Origin of the sequence: Nocardiopsis mangrovi (genome assembly GCF_042653925.1) — a bacterium.
Lineage (GTDB): Bacteria > Actinomycetota > Actinomycetes > Streptosporangiales > Streptosporangiaceae > Nocardiopsis_B > Nocardiopsis_B mangrovi.
The window spans coordinates 57,246-84,212 of the sequence record NZ_JBHSFQ010000003.1 but is presented as its reverse complement, the minus strand read 5'-3'; the positions used below and the strand labels follow the sequence as shown (position 1 = coordinate 84,212).

Below are 26,967 nucleotides of genomic sequence, written 5' to 3'. Positions count from 1 at the left end.
GCGGACGGGCAGGTCGCGCGGCCAGTCGGCGCGGTCGCCGGATCCTTCGCCGTGTGGGGTCAGACCCGGTCCGGGCGCGGCCAGTCGTCGGGGATGCGCGGCCGGCCCAGGCCCACGCGCAGCGCGAAGGCGAGCGGGCGCACCCCGCTCAGGACGTGTTCGTCGTCGAACGCGTCATCGGCCTCCAGGCCGGGCATCAGCTCGCGCCGGATCAGCGGCGCGGCCGCCCGCAGGTGGCTCCGGACCGTCGCGGGCGACGTGCCCAGGGCCGCGGCCGTCCGTTCGGCATGGGTGTCGTTGTCCAGCCACGCGCCCAGCGTGCGCGGCAGGTCGCGCGAGTCGGCCGCCAACGGCGCCAGGAACGCCTCGGCCCACGCCCGCACCTCGGGCGCGGACACCATCGCGGCGAAGTCGGCCGCGGGATCGGCGGCGCCGTCGTCGTGTCCGTGGACGCCGATGATCTTGAGGGCCGCCGAGACGGCCACCTGGTTCAGCACGCGCTCGCGATCGATGTCGAGCAGGTCGAAGCACGTGGTGATCCGATGCGTCACGGTGTTGCGGTGGATGCCGAGGATGCGGCCGGCCGCCTTCTGCGTGAACTCCAGGCCGAGATCGAGCGTCCCGAGCAGCCGGTCGCGCCGGATCATGGGCAGCGTCAGCAGCGGTCTCAGCACGGCCCCCGCCCAGCGCCGCGCCGGCTCCACGGGCAGGACGTCCACGAGGTTGGCGCGCTCGTCGGAGAGCGCCACCCGGTCCGGGAGCCGCTGTGCCAGCGGCAGGGCGTTGGCGGCCTCGTTGTAGGCGTCCGCGACACCGCCGAGGGGGCGCACGCGGCTGCCGCCCATGCGGTGCCGAGGTCGCGCGGCCACGACCCCGCGCAGCGCGTCGCGCACCCCGCCCGGATCGTCGGCATCGCCCTCGTGCAGCGGATCCACCACGAGCAGGTGGTTGAAGGCGGGGCACAGGGCCAGCAGCGCCCGGTCGGCGATGGCGTGTTCGGCGTGGCGGGCCGTGACCTCGCGGTCCTCATCGGCGCAGTCGATGACGTACACGCGCACCTGATCGGTCGCCAGCAGACCGGGGGCGATCGCGGCCATCACGCGCTGGGCGGCGATCTCCTCCCCGAGGAGCAGCAGCTGGAAGGTGCTCAGGTGGACCTCGCGCTCGGCCCCGGCCACGCGGTGGCGGTGTTCCGCCTGGCCGATCAGCCCGAGCACCTTGGCCGCGTGCCGCATGAGGTCGGTGTCGACCTCGTTGAAGGGGCGGCGCCCGGCCACCGACAGCACCGACGCCGAACGGGCCGGGGCGAGGGGGATCAGGCGCGTGTGCGCGGCGCCGCCCGCAGCCGGCCCGGACGCCTCGGGGACCTCAAGGCGCACGGTCTGGGTGACCAGCAGCGGGGCGAGGGTGTCGGGGGCGGTCTGCGGCGACGCGGCCAGCACACCGCGTTGCGGATCGCTGACCATGACCTCCGCGTCCACCGCCGCCGCGAGCCAGTCGGTGACCCGCTGCGTGGCGGCCTCGCCGGCGTCGTCCAGGCGCTCCGGGAGCCGGTTGAACAGCGCGGTGAGCTGGTCGGCGTGCCATTCCGCGTGCCGGTAGCGGCCCTCGCGCAGGAGGGGGATCAGCGTCGTGGTCCAGGCGTCCGGTGTCGCGGTCGTCGTCAGCAGCGCCACGTTCAACCGGGCCGCCGAATTGCGGACCGCGAGGGGGACGGCCCGGGCCCCGTGCCGCTCGACCACCAGCGCGAGGCCGGCGGCCCGCTGGCGGGAGAGCTCGCGGAGCAGCCGGTCGGCCGCGCCCCGCAGGTCCTGCTCCGCGTCGAGCCCCGGCCGGCCGATCACCACGAGGGCGTCGCGGACGTCGCCCGGGTGGTCGCCCTTCCAGGCGCTCGCCGGCAGCACCCGCACGGAGTCCACCGCCCGCTCACCGTGCGGATCACCGCTGAACGCGAAGCGGAGGCGGAAGTCGGACTCGTCGCACATCCCGCGCAGCGTGGGCATGGTGCACCTTCCCTACCCGGCCGCGCGCGAAGGCGGTGTCCGCCGGGACGGCACACGGCCGGCGGACACCGCAAGGGCGCGGGAGCACGGGGTCTCGGTCGCTGGTTCCTCCACCCCTGCACCTTAATCGCCGACGGTGTGCCGGGCCCGGGCTTCCCCTTTCGCCCGCCGGCGCACCAGCGTCGGCAGGACGAGCATCACCAGGGCGACCGCCAGGATGGCCGCCGAGACGGGCCGCGTCACGAAGATCGACGGGTCGCCCTCGCTGAAGGCCATGGCCAGCCGGAACTGCGACTCCAGCAGCGGGCCGAGGATCGCGCCCAGGACCATCGGCCCCAGCGGGTAGCCGGTGCGGCGCATCAGGAACCCCAGGGCCCCGAAGGCGAACCCGAGCACGACGCCGAACACGCTCTGCACGGCCGCGTACATCCCGAGCACGGCGACGATGAGGATGGCCGGGGCCAGGATCTCCCGCGGGATGCTCAGCAGCTTGACCCACAGTTTCACCATCGGCAGGTTCAGCACGAGCAGCATCACGTTGCCGATGTAGAGGCTGGCGATCAGCGTCCAGACCAGCGCCGACTGCTCCTCGAACAGCGTCGGCCCGGGCTGCACGTTGTACACCTGGAACGCCATCAGCAGGACCGCCGCGGTGGCCGAGGTGGGGATCCCCAGGGTGAGCAGCGGGACGAGTACCCCGGAGAACGCCGCGTTGTTGGCGGCCTCCGGCCCGGCGACGCCTTCGATCGCGCCCTTGCCGAACTCGTCCTTGTGCCTGCTCAGCCGGCGCTCCAGCGCGTAGCTGAGGAAGGTGGGGATCTCCGCGCCGCCCGCCGGCAGCGAGCCGATCGGCAGCCCGATCGCGGTGCCCCGCAGCCACGGCTTCCACGAGCGCTTCCACTCCGAGCGGTCCATCCAGACGCGCCCGCGCACCGGCACGACCTCCTCGGCGCCCGAGCGCAGCCGGCCCGACGTGTACAGCGCCTCGCCGATGGCGAACAGGCCCACCGCGAGGAGGACCAGGTCGATCCCCTCGTAGAGCTGCGGCGTGGCGAAGGTGTAGCGCGGCTGCCCGGTCAGGGCGTCGATCCCGACCAGCCCCACCGCCAGGCCCAGGAACAGGCTCGCCAGGCCGCGCAGCACGGAGGAGCCCACGAGCGAGGTCACGGTGACGAACGCCAGGACCATGATCGCGAAGTACTCGGCGGGCTGGATCGCCTTGCCGACCTCGGCCATCGCCGGGCCCAGGAACGTGATCGCCACCGTCGAGATCGTGCCCGCCACGAACGAGCCGATGGCCGCCGTGGCCAGGGCGGCGCCTCCACGCCCCTTCTTGGCCATCGGATGGCCGTCGAGCGTCGTGGGCACCGACGCGGACTCACCGGGCACGTTGAGCAGGATCGCCGTGGTCGATCCGCCGTACATGCCGCCGTAGTAGATCCCCGCGAACAGGACCAGCGCCCCGATCGGGTCGAAGACGAAGGTCAGCGGCAGCAGCAGCGCCACCGTCGTGGCCGGGCCGAGGCCGGGCAGCACGCCCACCAGCGTGCCGATGGTGACGCCGGCCAGCGCGAGCAGCAGGTTGCGCAGCAGCAGCGCGTTGGCGAACCCGGCCAGCAGGTCGTTGAGCACGTCCATGTCAAAACGCCAATCTGACGATGCCGGGCGGCAGCGTGACACCGAGCAGCCGGTCGAAGAGGAAGTACACGGCCAGCGAGAACACCAGTCCGATCACGAGGTCGCGCAGCGGCCGGCGGCTGCCGAGGATACGGGCGGCCACCACCAGGAACGCGCTGCTCGTCTGCCAGAAGCCGAGCGGCAGCAGCAGTGCCGCGTACCCGAGCACCGCCCCGCCGAGCATCAGGACCGTCGGCCAGTGCGTGGCCGCGGCCTCCTCGGCCGCCCGCTCCGCCCCGCCGCGGTCACCGCCGCGCCAGGAGCGGACCGCGTTCGCCGCCCCGACCAGCACCGTCCCCACCCCGACCATCAGGGGGAACGTGCTCGCGCCCACGGCCTGGTAGGTGTTGCCCTCGGGGATCAGGAACGATCCGGCCAGGACGACCACCCCGACGCCCAGCACCACCAGGGCGGTGACCCGCGGCCCCCAGGGGACCGCGGCCGGGGGCGCACCCTCCGGCCCTGCCGTCGTGCCGCTCATGAGGCCAGCCCCAGTTCGTCCAGCAACGCCGTCACCTGTTCCCTGTGGTCGGCGATCCGGTCGCCGAACTCGTCGCCGGGCAGCCACGCGTCCGCCCAGTCGTTGCGCTCCAGCGCCTCCTGCCAGCAGCCGGTGCCGCGCATCTCGGCGACCATGTCGACGACGGCCTCCCGCTGTTCCGGCGACAGGTCGCCCGGGGCCATGACCCCGCCGACCGACGCCTGGTCCAGGTCGGCCAGGCCGAGGTCGTCGAGCGTGGGCGCGCCGATGCTCTCGGCCGACGCCTCGTCACCGCCCGCGGCGAGCGGGCGCAGGGCGCCCGCCTCGATCTGCGGCCGCAGCTCCGCCAGCGTCGACACCGCGGCGTCGGCGGTCCCGCTGTTGAGCAGGTTCATCACCTCGCCGCCCCCGGCCGTGGCCACGTAGTTCAGGTCCCCGACCGGGATGTCGTACTCCCGGGCCAGCAGGCCCACGAGGATGTGGTCGGGCCCGCCAAGGGAGCCGCCGACCCAGGAGGTGCCGCGAGGGTCCGCCCGGAACGCCGCTACCAGGTCCTCCAGCGATTCGTGCGGGGACTGCTCCGGGACCACGACGACGTTGGTGCTCAGGGTCAGCCCCGCGATGGGCGTGACGTCGTCCAGGTCCACCGGGGAGCGGTTGCCCACGATGCCGCCGAGCATGGTGACGGTGTCCATGACCATCAGCCGGTGGGGGTCGCCGGAATTGGCGGAGAACTGGGCGAGGCCGATGGTCCCGCCGGCGCCCGGGGTGTTCTCGACCGTCACCGACCGGTCGATCACCCCGCACTGCGTGAGCGCGTCGCCGATGGACCGGGCCCGGGTGTCCCAGCCGCCGCCGGGGCTGCCGGGGGCCAGGATCGTCAGGTTCTGCGCGGGGTAGTCGGCGACCGCGCCGGTGTCCTCGATGCCGCCGATGGTGCACCCCGACGCCAGGAGGACGACCGCCGCGGCGGCCGCGGGCAGCGCCGCCCTCATCTCCGGCCCCACACCGAGGGGTCGGCGCCGCGGTCGGCGAGGATGGAGCCGAAGAAGTCGCGGACCGCCCCCAGGACGCCCAGGCCGCTGTGGGCGACGCCCGGTACGAGGTCGAACCGGACGCCGATGCCGTGCGCCTCGAAGTTGCGCCGCAGCGTCGTCAGCCGCTCGACGCGCGTGTCGCCGGCCTCTTCCTGCCCGGCCATCCAGTTGGCGCCGCCCGGGTTGTCGATCTCCCAGGTCTCCACGTCGTCCTCGCCGACGACCATCTGGACCGGCACCTCGGGCAGCAGCTCCGGTTTCGGGGCGGCGCCGACCTTCTCCTCGATCCCGTCGAGGCCGAGCCACCATTCGCGGGCGGGGTCGATGAGGGTCACGCGGCCGGGCGCGCCGATGGACACGCCGGCCAGGCGGTCGGGATGCAGGTAGAAGAAGCGGTGCGTGAACTGGCCGCCACCGGAGAAGCCGTGCAGCAGGAAGCGCCCGGTCCACACGTTGAACCTGGCCCCCACCTCCTCGACGATGTCGAGGAGCGCGAGGTCGTAGCGGAGGTCGCCGGCCCGCAGGAACTTGAAGGCGTGCAGGTCCTCGGGGTCGCCGATCCCGGCGGGGAACAGCGGGGTCAGCACCGCGCAGCCGTGCTCCTCGGCGAAGCCGGCGAACGCGTCGCGGTAGGCCGCCGCGGTACGGCCGGTCCCGTGCTGGATGACGACGAGCGGGCACGGCGCCGCGCCCGGTGCCGCGTTGCGGTAGGGGACATAGAGGGCGTAGGAGAGCCGCTGGTCGTAGCGCGAGGCGAAGAACGGGGTCGCGCCCGCGAAGTAGTAGCCCCGCGGATCCTTCGGGCGCTCCGCGATGTCTCGGTCTACCGTCATGTGCGTCCTTCGTCGTCGTCGCGGCAGGGGGCCCGGAACCGGAGGGGCCGGCGTCCGCGCACGTCGTCGGGCGCCGGGCCGGCCGGAGGGAGAGGTGCCGGGCGGGTTGCAGGACATCCTGATCAGGGCCGTGCGCTGGGGCAATACTGTTGCCTCCAACGCGGTAACCGGTGGCGGGCGCTACGGTTGCCGGATGGTGGTCACCATTCGCCTGGACGGGTCCGCCGGCGACCGGGTCACCGCGCGGTGCTCTCCGCTGGCGGAGCTGTCGGCGTGCCTGCACGCGGTGGACGACCCCCGGCACCATCCGGGCAGCGCCGAGTGGCTGCGCTCGGCGCTCAGCGACGAGCTGGCGGGGCAGGCGCGCGCGTGGTCGCCGCTGTGGGGCGCTTTCCGGGCGCGCTACCTGCTGCCGCTGGTCGACGGGCCGGAGCGCGGCCTCGACCAGGAGCTGGCCGACATCGACGGGCTGCCCCTGGCCGCGTTCGTCGACATGACCGCGCAGGCGCTCCTCGGGCAGTCCCAGCGCCGGTCACCGGACCTGGCGGCCGACGGCGGGGCGACCCGCTCGCGGTTCCTCGGCCGGCTCAACGTGATCTCCGAGGGCCATCTCGACCTGGGGCGGCGGCTGCTCGCCGACCCCGAGGACGTGCGCGCACGGCTGCTCGTCTTCCTGGAGACCGTGGGCTCATCGGTCTTCGACGCGGAATGGGCGCGGCTGCGCCCCCGGCTCGACGCCGACGCCGTGGAGCGGTCGCGGTCGCGCCGCACCCTGGGGGCGGCGGTGATCGGCGGGTTCCCGATCGCGACCCTGCGCGACGACCCGCCGCGCGTGGAGTTCGACAAGCTCTACCACGCCACGGCGTCGCTGGCGGACGCGCCGTGCGTCCTGGTTCCCTCGGCGCACATCGACCCGCACACGATCATCAAGCACCACCCCGCGTTCCCCATCGTGATCCAGTACCCGGTGGCCCCCTCGCCGCCGCAGAGCACCGCCTCCCTGGATCTGATGCGCGCCCGTTTCGGCGTGCTCGCCGACGACACCCGCGTCCGGCTGTGCCGCTACATGCTGCGCCGCCCGGAGACGACCAGCGACCTCGCCGCGCGCATGCACATGACCCGCCCGCAGATCTCCCGCCACCTGCGCCGGCTGCGCGAGGTCGGCCTGGTGACGGGCGAGCGGCACGGCGCGATGGTGCGCTACCGCCTCAACACCGGGGCCTTCCACGCCCTCGGCCCCGATCTCCTCGCCGCGCTGAGCCGCTGACCCCGCCTCCGCCGCGGGCCGATCGCGGTACCCGCGGCCATCGAATCGGGACCTTCGGTCGATACCGGCGGCGGGCGCGCCCCTCCTAGGGTGGCCGGGATCCCGGCGTTGCCCCGGCGCCGTACGCGCGCACGGTCGGGCCGTCACGCCCCGTGCCCGCGGTCCACGCGGTGCGGCACCTCTGTGCCCGGGAGAAGACCCCCCTTTGCGAGGAGATCGACGTCATGTCGCTCATGAGAGTGAATGGACGCCTGTCGGATACGCCGGCCCCCGTCCGCGCACTAGAGAACCGCGCGGGCTGATGGGCGGCGCGCAGAGCTCCACCGCCGATTCCCCGGCCAAGGGCGGCGGCCCGAAGGAACGGCTCGTGTGGCCGGACGTCGCCAAGGGCGCCTGCATCGTGCTCGTCGTGCTGTGGCACGTCATCATGAAGCACTACCTCCAGGTCGGCTGGAACATCTCCCTGCCGTTCCCGGGTGCGTGGGGCGCGGCGGGCGAGGTGTTCCTCCCGCTGCGGATGCCGTTGTTCTTCGCGATCTCCGGCCTGTTCGCGGCCAGTGCCCTGAGCCGGCCGTGGCGCGTCGTCGGCCGCTCCAAGGTGGCCAACTTCTTCTACCTGTACGCGCTGTGGGTGCTGATCCACACCGCGCTGCTGGCGCTCGTCCCGGACTTCGACACCGCGCGCGCCACCACGTTCCTCGAACTACTGGCGAACCTCACGATCTCGCCGACGAACCTGTGGTACCTCTACGCGCTGGCCGTCTACTTCGTGCTGGCCAAGCTGGTCCGCCGGATCCCCGCGCCGGTCGTGCTCGGGGCGGCGTTCCTATTCGCCGCCGCGACGACCGCGGAGCTGATCCCCGCGCCCGGAGGCCGCCTCGACCTCTTCGAGAACCTGCTGTTCTTCCTCGTCGGCGTGTACGCCAAGCCGTCCATCATGAAGGTCGCCGCCTCGGCCAGCTGGCTGCGGTTCTTCGCCATGGCCGTGCCCTACGTCGCGGTCATCGGGCTGGTCACCTTCCTCGGTGCCGAGACCTGGTTCGGGCTGTGGCCGCTGGTCTCCCTGGCCGCGGTGTTCCTCGGAGTCACGGCGGCCAGCCTGGTCACGCGCTGGACGGCGCTGTCCAACGGTCTGGCCGCACTCGGCCGGCGTACGCTGCCGATCTATGTCATCCACATGCCGCTGCTGGCCCTGATCCACGCGGTCCTGGTCGGCCCGATGTCCGCGGCCGGCCCCACCCTGCAGCTGGTGATGGCGGCGGTCTGGCCCGTGGTGCTGACGGCGATCGTCGTGGCGATCTGCCTGGGCCTGAACCGGATCCTGCCCAACGCGTGGCTCTTCGAGCTCCCCGGCGGCGCCCGCTCGAAGGCCGGCGCCAAGGGCGGCGACCACGGAGGCAAGCACCGCTCATCGGTGTCCGCATAGGGTGCGGTCCCCTGCGGACCGGCCTGGCGGGGCCCGGGCACGCCCGGGCCCCGTTACGACGCCGACTGCATGTAGGACCGGTCGCGCAGGCCCTTCACCGGCCGCTTGGCGTCCCGGCGCGGGGGGCCCAGGCCGTTCTCGTAGGAGTAGGTGACGACCTGGAGGCGGTCGCGCAGGCCGAGCTTGCGCAGGATCGCGCCGATGTGGGTCTTGACCGTGGACTCGCTCAGGCACAGCTCGTCGGCGATCTCGGCGTTGGAGGCGCCCTGGACCACGGCGGCGAAGACCCTGCGCTCCCGCTCGGTCAGGGTCGCGTACTCCGGCGGCACCGGGCGGACCGGTTCGGCCGGGATGTCCAGCAGCGCGGTGAGGTCGTGGGAGGCAAGCACGGTGTTGCCGGCGTGGACGGTCCGCACGGCCTCGATCACGAACTCCGGCGTGCTGTCCTTGAGCAGGAACCCGCCGGCGCCGTAGCGGATGGCCTCCAGCGACCGGCGGTCCAGCTCCAGGGCCGTGAGCATGATGACCTTGGGCGGCGACGCCCTGGACAGGCCCTTGCGGTCGTCCTTGTGCTGGTCGTGGCCGGACTCCGACAGCGCTTTCATGGCGTCGAGGCCGTTCATCGGGGACATCCACATGTCCATCAGGACGATGTCGGGCCGGGTGGCGTCGATGACGGCGAGGGCCTCCCCGCCGTCCCGGGCCTCCCCGACCACGGTCATGTCCTCCTGGGAATCGACGATCAGGCCCAGACCCGATCGGAACAGTCGTTGGCCGTCCGCGAGCACGACCCGGATAGGCGCATCACTCACCTGGTGCTCATCTCAGTGGGGTGGGGCGACGTGTGGCTGGCGGCGTACGGGGAAAGGGGCACCCGTGTTCGCCTGGGAATGCGCAGGTGGTGCGGGTCGCACCGGTCGGAGCGGCGCCGGCGCCGGCGGGCGCGGCCGGCCCGGGTGCGCGCGTGCGCGGCGGCGCGGACGGAATTCCGCCAAAGGTCGCAAACCAGATCTCCCTCGAACGCGTCGTTCGCCGTCTCCTCCGGTTATCGGCCACCGGGACCCGAACGGTTCCGTGAAGTTCGCGCCGATTCGCCGCGAGTGAGAACTTCCTGAGACAAGGGTGGCACCTGAGTTCAGTGCTTCGGCACCCTTGACGTATATGTCGCACTTGTGAGGATCGCTATGCTTGGACCCGGCCTGGCGTCGATCCGCGATCCGCATCGCGAACCTTCCGCCGCCGATCTGCACCTGCACGCGCGTTCAGGAGAGCCGTGACCCACCCGCTCCTCGCCGACCCTGAGGTATCCGAGCTTCCCGTACGAGAATGCGGGGAGTCCCTGGTCGATCTACGGGACCTCGGCATCCTCTGCATGAACCCCGACGACGTGGCGGGGATGCGGGTGCGCTCCACGCTGGGCGCGCGGCTGTCCGAGGCGCAGCGCGCACTCCCCTCCGGCATCCGGTTCGGTGTCGCCCAGGGCCACCGTTCTCCCGAAAGCCAGAACGCCATCATCGCCGACTACACCGCCACGCTGCGGCGCCTGCACCCGGAGAAGGGCGAGGCGGAGATCGCGCGGCTCTCCAGCCGCTTCGTGGCGCCGATCGCGGTCGCCCCGCACGTCGCCGGCGCGGCGGTCGACCTCACCCTGGTCGACGACAAGGGCGACCGGCTGTGGATGGGCACGGAGATCGACGCGACCCCGGAGCAGAGCGACGGCGCGTGCTATTTCGACGCCCCCGGACTCGACCCGGACGCCCGGCGCCACCGCACCATCATGGCCGACGCGCTCGGCGCCCAGGGGCTGGTGAACTACCCCACGGAGTGGTGGCACTGGAGCTACGGGGACCGCTACTGGGCCTATGCCACCAGCGCCCCCTACGCCCTCTACGGCCCCTGGCCGGCGGCCGAGGCGGCCGCATGAGGACCCCGACCCTCACCGTCGACCTCGCGGCGGTGGCCCACAACGCCCGGCTGTTCGCCGGCCTGTCCCCGGGGTTCATGGCCGTGGTCAAGGCCGACGCGTTCAACCACGGCGCGGCGGAGGTCGCCCGTACGGCCCTGGCCAACGGGGCCCGCAGCCTCGGGGTCACCAGCATCCGCGAGGCCGTCCGGCTGCGCGGACAGGGAGTGGCCGCGCCCGTGCTGAGCTGGATGAACCCGCCGAACGCCGACTACAGCGAGGCCATCGCGCTGCACGTGGAACTGGCGGTCTCCGACCTCGAACAGCTCCACGCGATCGCGGACGCCCCGCGCCGCGCGGACCGGGTCCCGGGCATCCACCTGTTCGTCGACACGGGGATGGCCCGCGACGGGGCACAGCCGGACCGGTGGGCGGAGCTGTGCGAGCGCGCCCGTTCGCTGGAGCAGGCGCGCCGCGTGCGGATCGTCGGCGTCATGAGCCACCTGGCCTGCGCGGACGATCCCGCCAACCCGGCCAACGAGGAGGCCGTGCGGTCGTTCGAAGCCGCGGTGGACGTCCTGCACGCCACCGGTGCGGCCCCCGAGGTCCGGCACCTGGCCAACAGCGCCGGCGCCCTCGGCATCCCCCGGACCAGGTTCGACATGACCCGGATCGGCGCCGGGCTCTACGGCATCGACCCGACCGAGGGCTACGGGCTGCGCCGGGCCCTGACACTGACCGCCCCCGTGGTCATGGTGCGCGACGCCGAGGCGGGGACACCGGTCGGCTACGGCCACACCCACCGGACCCCCGCCCGCACCCGGCTGGCCCTGGTGCCCCTTGGCTACGCGGACGGCATCCCCCGCATCGCGAGCGGTGCGGCCGAGGTCGCCGTCCACGGCCGCCGGCGCCCTGTGATGGGGACCGTCTCCATGGACCAGATCGTGGTCGACGTCGGCGACCTGCCGGTCCGCGCCGGCGACCCGGTGACCGTGTTCGGGCCCGGCGACGGCGGCGAGCCGACCACCGCCGACTGGGCGCGGTGGTCCAGGACCAACGAGCACGAAGTGATGACCGGGGTGGGGCCGCGCGTGGAGCGCGTTCAGGCGCCCCTCCGGGCCACTCCGGCGGTCCCCCCGGCGGGGGTGCGGACCCCGTATGCGACAACGTCACCCGACCTCAAGGAGACAGGTTCCCGTGCCCAGCACTGACGGACGCGTCCATGTCATCGTCGTCTGCGGAGGGAGTGGCGCCGAGCACGACGTCTCCGTCGCCTCGGCGGACTCGATCCTCGAGCACCTCGACGCGACCGCGTACCGGGCCACCCGGCTCGTCATCGGGCGCGACGGCCGGTGGTTCCGGGACGGCGAAGCCCTTCCCGGCCTGGCCGCGGCGGTCGCGCTCCTGGAGGGCGCGGACGTGGTGTTCCCGATCATCCACGGCACCGGCGGGGAGGACGGCACCCTCGCCGCGCTGCTCGACCTGTGCGGGGTCCCCTACGTCGGGCCGGGCCTGCGGGCGGGCGCGGTCAGCATGGACAAGCACCTCACCAAGCTGCTCGCGCGCGACGCCGACGTGCGGGTGGCCCCGGGCGTCATGCTGGACACCCGGCAGCCCGACGCCCTGGGCTCCTTCCCCGCCGGCCTGGACGCGCCGGTGTTCGTGAAGCCCAACCAGGAGGGTTCCAGCTTCGGTGTCTCGCGGGTCACCGACCTGGACGAACTGGAGAAGGCGGTCGCGCACGCGGCCGAGTTCGACCGCTACGTCCTGGTCGAGAAGGAGGTCGCGGGGCGGGAGATCGACATCGCCGTGATCGAGCGCCCGGACGGCACCCTCGCCGTGAGCGCGCCCCTGGAGATCCGGGTCGGGTCGGGCACGTTCTTCGACACCGATGCGAAGTACGCGGAGGGCGGCGCCGAGTTCCTGGTCCCGGCCCCGGTCCCCGACACCACCGCCGAGCGGATCGGCCAGGTGAGCCTGCTGCTCTACGGGCTGCTCGGCTGCGAGGGGCTGGCCCGCTTCGACTACTTCGTGGACGACCTCGGCGAGCCGATCCTCAACGAGGTCAACGTGGTCCCCGGGCTGACCGCGCACTCGCAGGTGCCGCGCATGTTCAAGGCCCAGGGCATCGAGTACTCCGAACTGCTCGACATCCTGATCACGACGGCGCTGACGCGCGCCGGAGAGGCCGGCTGAGCGGTCACCATCCCGAGCCCGGCGGCCCGTCGCCGTATTTCCAGCCGTCGCCGGCCAGCTCCGCGACGCCGGGGTGCGCGCGGGCGTGGCGCTCCGGGCGCGGTGCCAGCCGGTGCCAGCCGAACCCGTGCTGCCGTATCCCCAGCCATAGCGCCAGGCAGGCCAGTGTCCAGGCCCAGGGGAAGACGAACTGCCAGGTGTCGACCCACGGGTCGCCGGTCGCGTAGCCCATGAGCGCGAGGACGCTGGGCAGCCCGGTGATCAGCGCGGAGCCGGTGAACGTCCAGCGGGCCACGCGTTCGATCGCGTGGCCCGTACCGCACCGCTCGCATCGGGGCACGGCCACCTGCGTGGTGTGCCACCGCGTGTGGAGGGCGATGACCAGGGGTGTGTACGCGACGTCCCGGTGCATGCCGAAGCGCAGGTATTCGCCGGGGCCGACCGGGGTGTCGCAGAACCAGCACGTTTCGGTGCCCATGGGGGCAGGGTAGCGACGCTCGGCGACCATCGGGTGGCGAGCGGATTCCGGGGGGCGACCGGTGACGGTCGCCCCCCGTTGGTCGGCGTATGCTCATGCGCTAGTTTTGACTTATTCAAGAAAAAGCGTCAGACTTCGGGACATGCCAACACCCTCGGACTACGAGCGCATGCTGCGCGAGGTCGCGCTGCGGGTGACGGCCCCCCGGATAGCGGTGCTGTCCGCTGTGCACGACCACCCGCACGCCGACACCGAGTCGATCATCGGTGCCGTGCGCGAGCATCTCGGCGCGGTGTCCCACCAGGCGGTCTACGACGTGCTCAAGGCGCTGACCGTCGCCGGCCTGGTGCGGCGCATCCAGCCGAGGGGATCCGTGGCCCGCTACGAGACGCGGGTGGGGGACAACCACCACCACGTCGTGTGCCGGTCATGCGAGGCCATCGCCGACATCGACTGCGCTGTCGGCCATGCACCGTGCCTCACGGCGTCCGGTGGCCACGGCTTCTCGATCGACGAGGCCGAGGTCGTCTACTGGGGTCTGTGCCCCGACTGTTCCACCACAGGCAGTTCCTGAATCACACCGTTCCTCCCGAGTCCGGAAGGATGCCCATGTCCGAAAGCTACGAAGCAGTCGCCGACACCGCCAAGGCGGAGAGCGGAGGCGGCTGCCCCGTCGCGCACGGCCGCGCCCCCCACCCCACGCAGGGTGGCGGAAACCGCGGCTGGTGGCCGAACCGGCTCAACCTGAAGATCCTCGCCAAGAACCCCGCCGTGGCCGACCCCATGGGCGAGGGGTTCGACTACGCCGCGGCGTTCGCGACCCTCGACCTCCCCGCGGTGAAGCGGGACATCGCCGAGGTGCTGACCACATCGCAGGACTGGTGGCCGGCCGACTTCGGGCACTACGGCCCGCTGATGGTCCGGATGGCCTGGCACAGCGCCGGCACCTACCGCGTCAGCGACGGCCGGGGCGGCGGTGGCGCCGGCCAGCAGCGGTTCGCGCCGCTCAACAGCTGGCCGGACAACGGCAACCTCGACAAGGCCCGGCGCCTGCTGTGGCCGGTCAAGAAGAAGTACGGCCGCAACCTCTCGTGGGCCGACCTCATGATCCTCGCCGGCAACGTGGCGCTGGAGTCCATGGGCTTCAAGACGTTCGGCTTCGCCGGCGGACGCGCCGACGTCTGGGAGCCCGACGAGGACGTCTACTGGGGCCCCGAGACCGGCTGGCTCGACGACGAGCGCTACTCGGGCGACCGCGACCTGGAGAAGCCGCTGGCAGCGGTCCAGATGGGCCTCATCTACGTCAACCCGCAGGGCCCCAACGGCAACCCGGACCCCGTGGCCGCCGCGCGCGACATCCGTGAGACCTTCGGCCGGATGGCGATGAACGACGAGGAGACGGTCGCGCTCATCGCCGGCGGCCACACCTTCGGCAAGACCCACGGCGCGGCACCCGACAGCCACCTCGGCCCGGAGCCCGAGGCCGCCCCGCTCGAAGCCCAGGGGCTGGGCTGGCAGAACGCCCACGGCACCGGCAAGGCCGGCGACTCCATCACCAGCGGTCTGGAGGTCACCTGGACCACCACGCCGACGCAGTGGGGCAACGGGTTCTTCGAGAACCTGTTCGGCTACGAGTGGGAGCTCACCCAGAGCCCCGCGGGCGCCCACCAGTGGCAGCCGAAGGACGGCGCGGGCGCGGGCACCGTCCCCGACGCCCACGACCCGGCGAAGACGCACGCCCCGACCATGCTGACCACGGACCTGGCGCTGCGGTTCGACCCGGTCTACGAGCCCATCTCGCGGCGGTTCCACGAGAACCCCGACCAGTTCGCCGACGCGTTCGCCCGCGCGTGGTTCAAGCTGACCCACCGCGACATGGGCCCGGTGGCGCGCTACCTGGGCTCGGAGGTCCCCTCCGAGGAACTGCTGTGGCAGGACCCGGTCCCCGCGCCGGACCACGAGCTCGTCGGGCCCGCGGAGATCGCCGACCTCAAGGCCCGGGTCCGCGACTCCGGCCTGACCGTCGCGCAGCTGGTCTCCACCGCGTGGGCGGCGGCCTCGTCGTTCCGCGGCAGCGACAAGCGCGGCGGCGCCAACGGCGGCCGCATCCGCCTCCAGCCGCAGAGCGCCTGGGAGGTCAACGAGCCCGAGAAGCTCGCGACCGTGCTGGGCACCCTTGAGGGCATCCAGGAGTCCTTCAACGCCGCCCAGACCGGCGGCAAGCGGATCTCCTTCGCCGACCTGGTGGTCCTGGCCGGCGCCGTCGGCGTCGAGCAGGCCGCCAAGGCGGCCGGCCGCGACGTCGAGGTGCCCTTCACCCCGGGCCGCGGCGACTCCACCCAGGAGCAGACGGACGTCGAGTCCTTCTCCCACCTGGAGCCGTCCGCCGACGGGTTCCGCAACTACCTGGGCAAGGGGCAGGTCCTCCCGACGGAGTACCTGCTCATCGACCGGGCGAACCTGCTCACCCTCAGCGCCCCGGAGCTGACCGTCCTGGTCGGCGGCCTGCGGGTGCTGGGCGCGAACTTCGAGGGCTCGGAGCTGGGCGTCCTCACCACGGCGCCGGGGACGCTGACGAACGACTTCTTCGTGAACCTGCTCGACCTGGGCAACACGTGGAAGCCGACCGACGGCACCGCCGAGACCTTCGAGTGCCGCAGCGACGCAACGGGCGAGCTGCTGTGGACCGGCAGCCGCGCCGACCTCCTGTTCGGATCCAACTCCGAGCTGCGCGCGGTCGCCGAGGTCTACGCGGCCGACGACGCCAAGGAGAAGTTCGTGGCGGACTTCGTCGCGGCGTGGGACAAGGTCATGAACCTCGACCGGTTCGACCTGGACTGATCGTCGCCACGGGGCTCCGGTACCCGTGTGGGGAAGCCGGCTCGGCCATTACGGCCGGGCCGGCTTTCGTGCTTCCCGGGGGCGCGGGACGACGGCCGGATTTGACCATGCCCCAAGGGCATGGGCTGAAATGTCCGCAGGGTGGAACGCGCCCCTGCCCCGGCCGCGTTTCCCCCGCGTTCCGGGGCGGGGTGTCCCCGGCGAGGCACACCGCCGGGCGCGCGTCGCCCACCCCAGTGAGATGAGCACCAGGTGAGTGATGCGCCTATCCGGGTCGTGCTCGCGGACGGGCAGCGACTGTTCCGATCGGGTCTGGGCCTGATCGTCGATTCCCAGGAGGACATGACCGTGGTCGGGGAGGCCCGGGACGGCGGGGAGGCCCTCGCCGTCATCGACGCCACCCGGCCCGACATCGTCCTGATGGACATGTGGATGTCCCCGATGAACGGCCTCGACGCCATGAAGCGCCTGTCCGCGGTGGTGCGGCGGGGGAGCCCTTCGCCCGGGCCCCGCGTCGTCATGCTCACGGACCCGGAACCGGGTCGGCGGGTGCTGGAGGCGATCCGCTACGGCGCCGGCGGGTTCCTGCTCAAGGACAGCGCGCCGGAGTTCGTGTGCGAGGCGGTGCGGACCGTGCACGCGGGCGGCGCGGTGCTCGCCGCGCGCGACATCACCGCGCTGCTCGACGCCTCCGCCGACCCCGTACGGCGGGTCCCGCCGGAGTACGCGATGCTGACCGAGCGGGAGCGCAGGGTCTTCGCCGCCGTGGTCCGGGGCGCCTCCAACGCCGAGATCGCCGACGAGCTGTACCTGAGCACGTCGACGGTCAAGACCCACGTCGGCACGATCCTGCGCAGGCTGGGCCTGCGCGACCGGCTCCAGATCGTCGTCTACGCCTACGAGAACGGCCTCTCCGCCGAGCACCGCCCGCGACGGCGCCCGCCGGACGGAGCCGTGCAGCCGACCGCCCGCACGGAGCGCGCCGGATAGCCCGTGCCCGTCGGCCGGCCGACGCCGGCATTCCCGATCGCGCGAGGCCGCTCCCTTGGCAGTCCCCTTTCCACGTTTCCACGGGGAGCGGCCTCGCCGAGGGAGTGTCGTATGTCATCGCCGATTCCGCTTGACCGTGCCGCGACGGCACGGTGTTGCATATCCGCACACCCGCAGGGTCGTCGCGACGGAATGGACGCGCACGGGCCGGGTCGCCGGGTTCGCTGCGCGTCTCCCCCTGATCGTCAACCCGCTGACCCGATCCGACGTACGGCGGCTGCAGTCCCGGCTCGCCCGACTGCTTCCCGAGTTCGAGCGCCTGGGCCGGGGCGACTGGTTCGACGAGATGATGGAGCGCTTCGACAAGCCGGCCCGCAAGGCGCGGGGGACCACGGATCTGCTGTCGGGGAGCAGCCGGTGACCCGCGTGCTCTTTGCCCAGGACCGGCGCAAACAGCAGACATGGCCGGTGCCGACGCTGCACGGTTCCGGCCCGGCGGTGGGAGCACCCTGCGGAAACGCAATGGATATCGAAGCGTCACCGCACGTAATGGACGAAGCGGACACGGACGCTGTAGCGTCGGCCATTCGTGATCAATCCCCACGGACCGGAGACCGGGCGGATCCCACGGACCCGCCGCCGGTCCGCGACCTGCGGGACATCTTCGCCGATGCGCTGCACGAGCCGCCACCGGCGGTCCCCGCATCGGCGAATCCGAGAACCCCGAACAAACGCACTACGGGGACGATCGCAGTAGCCGAGGGGATGATCGCGATGCGTGATCCCGGGCGTCCCCGGCGCTTCGCCGTTACGGCAGGGAATGGAGGTTCGGCTGTGCCGGTTTCCTTCCCTGTCTCATTCGCACCCTCGTCCGGGTGCGAAGGGTCGGCCTGGGTGTCCTTATCCCCCCAGGGAAGACTGAAAGGACCAGTGAGATATGACCGAGCAAGCTGCCGGAAGGGATGCGTCGCCGCCGACACGTGCGCATGGCGACGACGCTGATCCCACCGCAGCACAGGCCGCCCGCGATCCCGCCCCTGCGGCCGGGAACGCTGCGGCGGCCGACAACGATGCGCCCGCGTCCGGCGCCTCCGCTCCCGCCGACGGCCCGGCCCCCGGTGCCGCCGCAGGCGGAGCGGACAACGGGGTAGCGGACAGCGCTCCGGCGAACTTCGGCGCCGCCGGCGCCGAGGACCGCACCCCGTCGGTTCTCACCAATGGGACGCTGGGGCGTTCGGACGCCGGCGTCCCCGGCTCGCCGTCCGGCCAGGCCGGCGGGACGGGTCCGGCGTCGGAAGCGTCGGCCGCCTCCAATGGGCCGATCTCCCAGCCGATCCCCGTCGTCCCGGCGAGCCTGCGTCCGGAGCCGGAGCAGCCTCCGGCCGCCGCGCAGGCCGATACCCCGGCTGCGCCGGGGGCGGCCACCGAGGCCGCCACGGCCGAGGCCGGAGCCGAGGCGACCGCCGCCGACCGCGAGGCGGCGGCGGAAGGCGCTGCTGCGGGTGCCGCAGCGGGCGCGGCCGCCGCTGAGGCGGCCCCCCAGGACCGGCTGGGGCGCCCTGGGCGCCCCGCGCTGGCGTTCGCGGCGATCGCGGGCGTGGTGCTGATGGCCACCCCCTTCGCGGTGAACGAGACCTCGCAGCGGCTGGTCTCCACACCGATCGACCCCGTCGATCAGGAGGGCATGCTCGGCTACTTCATGCGGCCGGGTGCCGACGCGAGCGGCGCGGCCACCGTGACCGAGGAGCGTCCGCCGTCGGGCTCGTCGGCGTCGGGGCCGAGCGTTCTGGAGAACGACCCCGCTCCCGAGACCGGCTATGTCCCCGAGGTGCTGCCGCAGGACCCACCTGCGCAGGGCGGTGCCGGCAACGAGGAGGCCCCGGATTCCGGGGACTCCGCGGGATCGGGGTCGGGATCGGGCGGTTCCTCCAGCGAGGGATCGAGCGATTCGCCCGGCAGTGAGGGCTCCGGATCGCCGGGGTCATCGGACGCGTCCGGTGACGGCTGGTTCTCCGGTCTCGGCCTCTTCGGCGGAGACGACGAGGAGGAAGAGGAGGAAGGGGACTCGTCCGCGTCCGGCAACGGGCGGGGAAGCGAGAACCGTGACTCCGACTCCGACTCCGGCTCCGGCTCCGGCTCGGACTCCGGATCCGACTCCGCTGAGGAGGAGGACGAGGAGGGCACGGGCGGCGACGGGGAGTCCGGCGGCCTGTTCGACCGCAACACCGACGGGGCCGTGCCGATGGCCGCCCCGGGCGATGGCGGTTCCGACCAGGCCGATGAGACCGATGAAGAGGAGGGGGAAGGCGGGGACGACGCCCCGTCCGAGCCGGTCGACGACCGCGACCTCGCCCAGCCCATGGGCGGGCCCTCTCCGGACGGTTCGGTCAAGGGCGAGTCGTTGAACGATGACGGCACCGTTCCCCAGGTTCCCCAGGAGCCGGCCGAGGACCAGGTGCCCCAGGAGGAGCGGCCCCTGGAGCCGCAGATACCCGCCGAGGAGCAGCCTGCCGAGGAGCAGCGGCCCCAGGAGGAGCGGCCCCAGGAACCGCAGCGGGAGCCCGAAGAGGACCGGCCCGAAGAGGACCGGCCCGCGGAGGAACAGCCTCCCGCTGAGGAACCGCCGCCCGCCGAGGAGCCGCCGCCCCCGCCGGCTCCCGAGCCGCGCTACGAGGCGGTCGCGGGTGTGGGCTGTGCGCCTGATGAGCGCATCGCCTACGGCACGTCCGGAGAGTTCTGGGAGGGCGACGGAACCGACAGCTGGGCCTTCGGGTTCGACGGCGGTTTCACCGAACAGAACTGCGACGGACGGTGGCACGCCATCCCCGTCTCGGGGGACCCGGCCGCACCCAGCGGCCCGTACTCCTTCTGGACGTTCAACATCGGCTTCACGGGTGCGAAGTGCGACATCTATGTGCACATCCCGGAGGCCGAGAGTCCGCGGTGGGTGGGCGGCGTCCCCGCCTACTACCAGGTCCACCCCTCCGCCGACCCGGCGACGAGCGAGCCCTTCGGCGCGTTCCGGGTCAACCAGGTGGAGGACAAGGGGTCCTGGGTCCACGTGGGCGAGTACTCCCCGCCGGGTGACACGCTCAGCGTGAAGCTCAACAACCGCGGGACCGACCAGGTGGACGGTCAGGACACCAACGCCCATGTGGTGGCGTCGGCGGTCCGGACCAGCTGCAAATAACGCACCATGGGGGGCGGGGCCCCGGCCATCGGCCGGGACCCGCCCCCTTTCGCGTGCGGGCGTTCCCCGCGGCGTCCGCACCACGGGTGATCAGGTCCGGCCACCGGACGCATGGTCCCGCCGCCCGCGGGCCGACGAGAGCGGACGGTACCGGCTTCGCCGGCATCGACGCGGGGGAGCGGTCGGCGTATACCGCGAAACGGTGCGCCCGCCTACCATCGAGGTGCCGGTGATCCGGTGCGGTGATCCGGTGGAGCCCTGCGCGAAAGGCCCCCGCTCTACACCAGGAGGATCCGTGATCGTCCCCTTCAGTGTCTCCGACTTCATCGACCGGGCCGTGCGGGTGTACGGCGACCGCACCGGCGTCATCGACGAACCGGACCAGCCGGCGCCCTCCCTCGGCGCGCCCACCTACGGCGAACTCGGCGCGCTGGCCCGCAGGCAGGCGGCCTTCCTCGACGGCCTCGGAGTGGGGTCCGGCGACCGGGTCGCGATCGTCAGCCACAACAGCGCCCGCCTGCTGACGTCGTTCTTCGGGGTGTCGGGGTTCGGGCGGGTGCTGGTGCCGGTGAACTTCCGCCTCCGGTCCGAGGAGGTCCGCTACATCGTGGAGCACTCGGGCGCGCGGGTGCTCTACGTCGACCCCGAGCTCGACGACGCGCTGCGCGGCGTGACCGCCGAGCACCGGTTCGTGCTGGGCGACGACGGCGACCTCTTCGCACCCGAAGGCGCCGAGCCGCGGCCGTGGGCGCATGACGAGAACGCCACCGCCACCATCAACTACACCTCCGGAACCACCGCGCGGCCCAAAGGCGTCCAGATCACCCACCGCAACATCTGGACCAACGCGATGACGTTCGCCCTGCACGTCGGCGTGACCGACCGCGACGTCTACCTGCACACCCTGCCGCAGTTCCACGCGAACGGCTGGGGGATGCCCTTCGCCATGACCGGCATGGGCGTGCCGCACGTGATGCTGCGCAAGGTCGACGGCACGGAGATCCTGCGGCGCGTGGAGAGGTACGGCGTCACGGTGATGTGCGCGGCCCCCGCCGTTGTGGCCGCCGTGCTGGAGGCCGCACGGACGTGGGAGGGCGAGATCCCCGGCCGCGACCGCGTGCGGATCATCGTCGCCGGAGCGCCCCCGCCGACCCGGACCGTCCTGCGGGTGCAGGAGGAGCTGGGCTGGGAGTTCATCCAGATCTACGGTCTCACCGAGACCTCGCCGCTGCTGACCGTCAACCGCACCCGCGCGGAATGGGACGCCCTCTCGCCCGAGGACCGCGCCGCCAAGCTGGTGCGCGCCGGCGCACCCGCGATCGGCGTGACGCTGAAGGTCGAGGCACCCGAGGAGGACGGGCACACCACGGGCGAGGTGCTCGCCCGCTCCAACGTCGTCCTGGAGGGCTACTGGGACCGGCCCGACGAGAGCGCGGCGGCGCTGCGCGACGGGTGGTTCCACACCGGCGACGGCGGCGAGCTCGGCGACGACGGCTACCTCACCATCAGCGACCGCAAGAAGGACGTGATCATCACCGGAGGGGAGAACGTCTCCTCCATCGAGGTCGAGGACGTCCTGTTCTCCCACCCCGCCGTCGCCGAGGTCGCCGTCATCGGCGTCCCCGACGACAAATGGGGCGAGACCGTCAAGGCACTCGTCGTCCTCGCTCCCGGTCACGAGGCCGCCGAGGCCGACCTGATCAGGTGGTGCAAGGACAGGGCGGCCGGCTACAAGGCGCCGACGTCGGTGGAGTTCCGCGACGAACTGGCCCGGACCGCGACCGGCAAGCTGCAGAAGTTCAAGCTCCGCGCACCCTACTGGGCGGGCCGCGACCGCAAGGTCAACTGACCCGCACGGGCGCAGCCGCCTTCACCGCGCCCCCGACCGAGCGCATCGCGCACCGGCAGGTCCCCCTGTCGCGATCGCGGGCGGCGATCTCGGCGGAGCCCTCCGGGTGGCCGCGCCGCGAGGCGCGGCCACCGCTGCGGTGCCGGTGCTCGCGGGCGGCGCCGGGTGGCGTCCTTCGCCCGCGGGCCTACCGGCCGGCCGGCCCCGCGATCGTGTCCCTGATGCGCCGCGCCTGCTTGACCAGCTGCGATGAGCCCGATCGGGACGCCAGCTCGGTGATACACGGGATAGCGGAGCCCCGGGCGCCGGAGAGCTCCGCGCAGTCCGCCGCCAGGGTGATGACGGCCGACGTGCCGTGGGGCGGCGTGCCGCGCAGCAGGACGGGCAGGGCCCCCGACAGGACCGACCACACCAGGGCGTGCGCCCCGCCGCGCGAAGCCTCGCGCAGGGCGGTGACGTAGCGCTGCGCCTTGAGCCGGCGCAGGACGGTGAGTTCGGCGATGTCCCCGCCGAGGCGCTCCGCGTCGAGTTGCCCCCGGGCGGCCAGAGTGAGGATCGCGTCCACGGCGTGCATCTGCGAGTCCAGGCGCCGCGCCCCGAGGCCGTAGGCGACGATGAGGTGGGTCGCGGGCCCGGCGTCGCCGCCCGACTCGGCGAGGGCGGGCAGTACCGGCGCGTGTTCGTCGAGGTGGTCGAACTCGGCGGAGATCGCGACGGACATCAGCATGCGCCCCGCGATGATCTCCCTGTGCTGCGGCAGGATCGCCAGCGCGTCCGCGGAGCACTCGCCTCCGCTGTGGCATTTGCACGGGCTCCCGACGGGGTCGTGCTCGGCGAGCAGGGAACGGAACGGCTCGGGCCACGCCTCGTGCCCGGGGACGGCCTCGGTGCGGACGAGCACCCCCGGGCGGGGCGACCGCAGGCGCAGCGGTTCGGCGGTGCGGGTGACTGCGGGGTCGGGCAGCCCGCCCGAGGCGAGCCATTCCGCGAGCCGCCGCCCCGCCGGGGAGGTCAGGCGTTCGGCGGCCGAGAGGGTCTGCGGCGAAACGTCGCGGCCGAGCCGCAGCAGCGCCTGCCGGAGGTCGACCGGGCCGGGTTCGGTGCCGGAGCGCTCGTAGCCGGCGATCCGTACCACCAGGTCGGCCGGGTCGATCGTCCCCGTCGACCAGGTGGGCGTGGCCAGCAGGAACGGCAGGGGGGCGCCCTGCATCCGTATCGCGGCCTCGGTCGTGCGCAGGAAGCGGATGGAACCGGTCGCCGAGTGCGGGCACTGGTGCTCCTCGCCCCGGTACCGGATGTAGTCCAGATCCCGCGGCGGCAAGCCGTAGGCGGCGGTGTAGACGACGAACCACAGTCCGTCGTAGGTGCGGTCTCCGTGCGGTACGCGTTCGCGGCGGCGTGCGACGACCGGTTCGAGGGCCGCGCGCATGCCGGCGCGGTCGGTGTGGGCGTGCACCACGAGACCGTTCAGCGCCCGCTCTTCCTGGGCCGGGGTGCCGGGGCGGTGCAGCAGCGCCGCGATCTCTTCGGCGAGTTCTGCGGCGGTGGCCGGGGGCGGTGCGAGCCGCTCGGGCTCCGGTGCGGGCGGCAGGGGGGAATCCGGGACCGCCCCGGTCGGGGCCGCGTCCGCCGACCCGGCGGGCACGGCGTCCCCGAACACCTCCATGGCGCGTTGGCGCAGGTCGAGGCGGAGCCGATCGGTGTCGGCGGCGACTTCGGCGAGCACGGCGGCGTCCGCGTGTTCGCGGTGGCGCGCCGCCAGGGCGAGGGCGCGCTCCTGGAGGCTGTGATCCTCCTGAGCGAAGGTCTCGGCGACGACGGGGAGCAGGGCGCCGGTGCGCGACCGGTCGCGCTTCATCGCCTTGTCGAGGAGGGCCAGCTGGGCCCGCACGATCTTCTTCTCCGGGCGGACCAGGGCGGCGCGCGACGCCTCGACCAGGTGCTCGTCGTCCAGGCGGCCCGCTTCGTCCAGCGCGGCCAGTGCCTGCTGTGCGCGCGCCGCCGCCTGCACGTGCGCATCGGCCGACATCCGGACCCAGGCGGTGACGCGCGCGGCGCTCTCGTCCTCGGTCGGGTCCAGCTCGGCCAGCAGGGCGAGGAAACCCCGTACCGTGCCGAGCCTGGGCTCGCGCAGCAACCGCGACAGACAGCCGTCGAGCAGCATGGCGCGGTCGAGCAGCCCTTCCCCGGCGAGCCGCGCCAGCGCTCGGGGCCAGCTCGACCCGTCGTGGCGGGGGTACTGGAAGGCCGATCCGGTCCCGGGCACCTCGAACAGCCGCGGGACCATGGCGGTCAGCAGCGGGTCCTTGCGCAGTTCGTCCTCGACCGACCGGCTCCAGTCGTCGATGCTCCGCTCCCAGCCGAGGACGAGGCCGTCGGTCGTGGGCGGCTCGCAGCCCGCGACCCGCGCCAACCCGGCTATCAGCGGGTACCCGTCCTCGGCCACGGTCCGGCGCTCCGCGAGCCGCTGGACGACCTGGGCCAGCCATTCCGGTCCGCGGTGGGCCACCACGGCGACGACCAGCGCGTCGTCGCTGGTGCCCCAGCGCAGTTCGGTACTGGCGATCCACTGGGCCGCCGCCGCCGCTCCGGTGGTGCACCCCGCGCCCGCGTACAGCAGCGCCGCGCGCACGTTCCTGCTGTCGGGGTCGAAGGCACTGCGCACCGCCGCGCGCCAGGTCTTGAGCACCGGCAGGCACGTGCGGCGCTCGGCGTCGGGCAGGGGGGCGAGCAGCCGGGGGACGTCCTCGCCGCGTCCCGCGCGAACGGCGCCGAGCACGGCTCGCACGCCCGCGGTGGCGGTGTCGGGGATGTCGTAGGCGGGGGTGTCGTTCATCGGAGGGCTCCGGTGGAAGGGGCGGTTGTGGGGAAGGGGAGGGCGGACGGTCTCTGCGGGGTGCCGATCATGCACCGGCTGCCGGCTGTCGGCTGTCGGCTGTCGGCTGCCGGGTGTCGGGTGTCGGGTGTTGGGAGGCGGTGGGGAGGTGCCGGGTGTCGTGAGGTGGCGATCGCGGTGGGGCGGCGTCGTGAGGCGGCGGGGCGGTGGCGGTGTCGGTCGCGGGGCGGCTCGCGGCAGCGGCGGTGGGGGACGGCGAAGCGGTGGCCGCACCGTCCTCTGCTCCGCTCCGCTGCGGGCGGCCGTGAGGTCTAGCCCGCCCGGCGGGCGATGCGGACGGCGAGGGCGTGCTTGCAGGGACCGCGTCCGCCGCGGTGCTCGGCCCACCAGCGGCAGGTGCACGTCTGGCGCCCCTCAGTGGACCGGACCCGGTGGACGTGGCCGTCGACCGTGACCGTGGCCGTGGCCGGCCCGTCGCCGCCGAGACGGACCGCGCCCGCCTCGACCAGGGCCTGTGCGGCACGCAGCCGGGGGTTGTGGCGCTCGGCCCGACCGGTGTCGTAGGGCAGTTCGCGGTGGAAGTACGCCGCCTCCGCCGCGTCGTAGCCGATGCGCCCGGCCGTGCCGAGACGGGTGAGCGCCGCCCGCACACGCCCGGCGGTGAGCCCGGACTGCGCGGCCAGATCCGCGACGTCGACGGTGGGTTCCCAGGCGAGCAGCACCGACACCAGCTCGGCGTCGTCGGCCGACCCCTCCGACGCCAGGGCGTCGAGGACGCCGCCCTCGCCGGAGAATCCGCGTGCGGCGTCCGGGGACAGGGTGAGCGTGAGGCGCATCCCGGGAAGGAGGACCTCCCAGGCGCTCGCCGCGGGCTCGCTTCCCGCCGTGACGGGGGGTCCGTAGATCCGCAAACCCGTGGCGTGGCGCAGCACCCGCGCCAGTACGGCGAGCCGTTCCGGACCGGCCAGGCACACGGCCCCCGGGACCGGGCGGGCGGTGGTGCGCAGCGTACGCCCGGCCGGTACCACCCAGAGCGCCCCGCGCGACGCGCCCCGGGCTGCGCCGGGGCGCGGCAGCGACCGGAGGAAGCGGACGGCATCGGCAGCGGCGAGTTCGGCGCGCAGGTCGAACCCCGACGCGATGACCTGCGTTTCGGCGAAGCCGCGCAGCCAGCGGTCGGGCAGCGGCACCTTCTTCTCCACCACCGGCCCGTCGAAGGTGGTGACGGTCAGCTCGTCGGGGCCGACCTCCAGATGGAGGGGGTCGCCCGGGCCGATGCGGTTCAGGGCGTCGGCGAGGGGGGCGTTGACGTCGACGTTGGTCGTGCCGTGCCGGACGTCGTCGCCGTCGAGGGCCTCCTCCAGCAGGTCGAGCCGCGCGTAGACCCCGCAGCAGCCCGAGAACGACTCGAACCGGAGCCGCCCCCCGTCCCCGGTGACCACCGGGTCGAGCGAGGCGGGGCGCTCCGGCCGGTAATAGCGGGCGGCGGCGGTGTCGGCGACGCACAGCAGCCCGGACGCGGCGATCCGGGGGCTGGTCAGAAAGCCCTCGAAGATGCGCGGGTGTTCGGCCGCCCCGGCCGGGGTGACCCCGCCGGAGGTCTGGAGGCTGAGCGTGTCGCCGGCGGCCGTGCTGTGCACGGCGGAGGGACGGAGATAGGTGTAGGTCTGCGCGGCATGCGGCATGGGCGCAACGCTAATCCGCCCCACTGACAACAGGCGCCGGACGTGGGGCCCCGCTACGGGGCCGCCGCCGACCGGCCCGGGGGAGTTCTGCCCGAAGAGCGCCACCGTGGCACGAAAACCGGGCTCCCGGAGGAGCCCCGTCGAACCTGTACCAACGCGCGGGAACCTCGGTCACCTTGCTGTTCCTCGTAGGAGCGATGAGGACCGGGTTCCGCGTAACGCTAAGAATTCAACCTCAGTACACGGTTCCTCAAACAGCAACAACCCCTCGGTGG

20 protein-coding genes are annotated in these 26,967 nt (G+C 73.2%); 11 read left to right on the top strand and 9 right to left on the bottom strand.

The genetic code is table 11. The features are described 5' to 3' along the window. Positions 1-59: 59 nt before the first annotated feature. From ACFO4E_RS04250 to ACFO4E_RS04230, 5 genes are all read right to left on the bottom strand, one after another. On the bottom strand, positions 60-2,003 hold the full coding sequence (locus ACFO4E_RS04250) for a CdaR family protein (RefSeq protein WP_378571685.1): 1,944 nt from the start codon (positions 2,001-2,003) through the stop codon (positions 60-62). Between the two features lie 123 nt (positions 2,004-2,126). Continuing rightward, entirely contained in the window at positions 2,127-3,641 is a 1,515-nt protein-coding gene (locus ACFO4E_RS04245) for a tripartite tricarboxylate transporter permease (RefSeq protein WP_378571684.1), read from the bottom strand. Position 3,642: 1 nt separating this feature from the next. Next, positions 3,643-4,161: a tripartite tricarboxylate transporter TctB family protein gene (locus ACFO4E_RS04240; protein ID WP_378571683.1), complete on the bottom strand. Its 519-nt coding sequence runs from the start codon at positions 4,159-4,161 to the stop codon at positions 3,643-3,645. Beyond that, positions 4,158-5,156 (bottom strand): Bug family tripartite tricarboxylate transporter substrate binding protein, encoded by a 999-nt coding sequence (locus ACFO4E_RS04235; RefSeq protein WP_378571682.1) that lies wholly within the window; start codon positions 5,154-5,156, stop codon positions 4,158-4,160. Before ACFO4E_RS04235 ends, ACFO4E_RS04240 begins: the two co-directional genes overlap by 4 nt. Beyond that, on the bottom strand, positions 5,153-6,031 hold the full coding sequence (locus tag ACFO4E_RS04230) for an alpha/beta hydrolase family protein (RefSeq protein ID WP_378571681.1): 879 nt from the start codon (positions 6,029-6,031) through the stop codon (positions 5,153-5,155). Before ACFO4E_RS04230 ends, ACFO4E_RS04235 begins: the two co-directional genes overlap by 4 nt. Before the next feature lie 193 nt (positions 6,032-6,224). Here ACFO4E_RS04230 and ACFO4E_RS04225 point away from each other — a divergent pair, with 193 nt between their 5' ends. Both ACFO4E_RS04225 and ACFO4E_RS04220 read left to right on the top strand, forming a co-directional pair. Then, positions 6,225-7,298, top strand: a complete 1,074-nt coding sequence (locus tag ACFO4E_RS04225; RefSeq protein ID WP_378571680.1) for an ArsR/SmtB family transcription factor — start codon at positions 6,225-6,227, stop codon at positions 7,296-7,298. Between the two features lie 301 nt (positions 7,299-7,599). Beyond that, complete coding sequence (locus ACFO4E_RS04220; protein WP_378571679.1) at positions 7,600-8,724, top strand: acyltransferase family protein; 1,125 nt, start codon at positions 7,600-7,602, stop codon at positions 8,722-8,724. A 53-nt stretch (positions 8,725-8,777) separates the two neighbouring features. On the opposite strand, the gene ACFO4E_RS04215 is transcribed toward ACFO4E_RS04220, so the two are convergent. Then, complete coding sequence (locus ACFO4E_RS04215; RefSeq protein ID WP_378571678.1) at positions 8,778-9,536, bottom strand: LuxR C-terminal-related transcriptional regulator; 759 nt, start codon at positions 9,534-9,536, stop codon at positions 8,778-8,780. A 461-nt stretch (positions 9,537-9,997) separates the two neighbouring features. Here ACFO4E_RS04215 and ACFO4E_RS04210 point away from each other — a divergent pair, with 461 nt between their 5' ends. The 3 genes from ACFO4E_RS04210 to ACFO4E_RS04200 are packed head-to-tail and all read left to right on the top strand — an operon-like array spanning position 9,998 to position 12,823. Further along, entirely contained in the window at positions 9,998-10,648 is a 651-nt protein-coding gene (locus ACFO4E_RS04210; RefSeq protein WP_378571677.1) for a M15 family metallopeptidase, read from the top strand. After that, positions 10,645-11,838 carry an alanine racemase gene (gene alr, locus ACFO4E_RS04205; protein WP_378571676.1) on the top strand — a complete coding sequence of 398 codons (1,194 nt, stop codon included), beginning with the start codon at positions 10,645-10,647 and terminating at the stop codon, positions 11,836-11,838. Before ACFO4E_RS04210 ends, alr begins: the two co-directional genes overlap by 4 nt. Further along, positions 11,825-12,823, top strand: coding sequence for a D-alanine--D-alanine ligase family protein (locus ACFO4E_RS04200; RefSeq protein ID WP_378571675.1), 999 nt, complete (start codon positions 11,825-11,827; stop codon positions 12,821-12,823). Before alr ends, ACFO4E_RS04200 begins: the two co-directional genes overlap by 14 nt. Before the next feature lie 4 nt (positions 12,824-12,827). Here the strand turns inward: ACFO4E_RS04200 and ACFO4E_RS04195 are convergent, their stop codons facing one another. After that, positions 12,828-13,301, bottom strand: coding sequence for a hypothetical protein (locus tag ACFO4E_RS04195; protein WP_378571674.1), 474 nt, complete (start codon positions 13,299-13,301; stop codon positions 12,828-12,830). Between the two features lie 142 nt (positions 13,302-13,443). Between ACFO4E_RS04195 and ACFO4E_RS04190 the strand changes: the two genes are divergently transcribed. The 6 genes from ACFO4E_RS04190 to ACFO4E_RS04165 all read left to right on the top strand — a co-directional run bounded on the left by ACFO4E_RS04190 (position 13,444) and on the right by ACFO4E_RS04165 (position 22,171). Further along, the gene (locus ACFO4E_RS04190; protein WP_378571673.1) at positions 13,444-13,875 is read left to right on the top strand and encodes a Fur family transcriptional regulator; all 432 of its coding nucleotides are present in this window, start codon (positions 13,444-13,446) and stop codon (positions 13,873-13,875) included. A 35-nt stretch (positions 13,876-13,910) separates the two neighbouring features. Further along, complete coding sequence (gene katG / locus ACFO4E_RS04185; RefSeq protein WP_378571672.1) at positions 13,911-16,142, top strand: catalase/peroxidase HPI; 2,232 nt, start codon at positions 13,911-13,913, stop codon at positions 16,140-16,142. 252 nt (positions 16,143-16,394) lie between these two features. Next, the gene (locus tag ACFO4E_RS04180) at positions 16,395-17,132 is read left to right on the top strand and encodes a response regulator (protein WP_378571671.1); all 738 of its coding nucleotides are present in this window, start codon (positions 16,395-16,397) and stop codon (positions 17,130-17,132) included. Between the two features lie 130 nt (positions 17,133-17,262). Next, positions 17,263-17,553, top strand: coding sequence for a hypothetical protein (locus tag ACFO4E_RS04175; RefSeq protein ID WP_378571670.1), 291 nt, complete (start codon positions 17,263-17,265; stop codon positions 17,551-17,553). A 516-nt stretch (positions 17,554-18,069) separates the two neighbouring features. Beyond that, entirely contained in the window at positions 18,070-20,322 is a 2,253-nt protein-coding gene (locus ACFO4E_RS04170; RefSeq protein WP_378571669.1) for a carbohydrate-binding protein, read from the top strand. A 295-nt stretch (positions 20,323-20,617) separates the two neighbouring features. After that, the gene (locus ACFO4E_RS04165) at positions 20,618-22,171 is read left to right on the top strand and encodes an AMP-binding protein (protein WP_378571668.1); all 1,554 of its coding nucleotides are present in this window, start codon (positions 20,618-20,620) and stop codon (positions 22,169-22,171) included. 187 nt (positions 22,172-22,358) lie between these two features. Here ACFO4E_RS04165 and ACFO4E_RS04160 read toward each other — a convergent pair whose 3' ends face one another. Beyond that, the gene (locus tag ACFO4E_RS04160; protein ID WP_378571667.1) at positions 22,359-25,007 is read right to left on the bottom strand and encodes a DUF7824 domain-containing protein; all 2,649 of its coding nucleotides are present in this window, start codon (positions 25,005-25,007) and stop codon (positions 22,359-22,361) included. 311 nt (positions 25,008-25,318) lie between these two features. Continuing rightward, the gene (locus ACFO4E_RS04155) at positions 25,319-26,692 is read right to left on the bottom strand and encodes an SWIM zinc finger family protein (RefSeq protein WP_378571666.1); all 1,374 of its coding nucleotides are present in this window, start codon (positions 26,690-26,692) and stop codon (positions 25,319-25,321) included. Between the last annotated feature and the right edge of the window lie 275 nt (positions 26,693-26,967).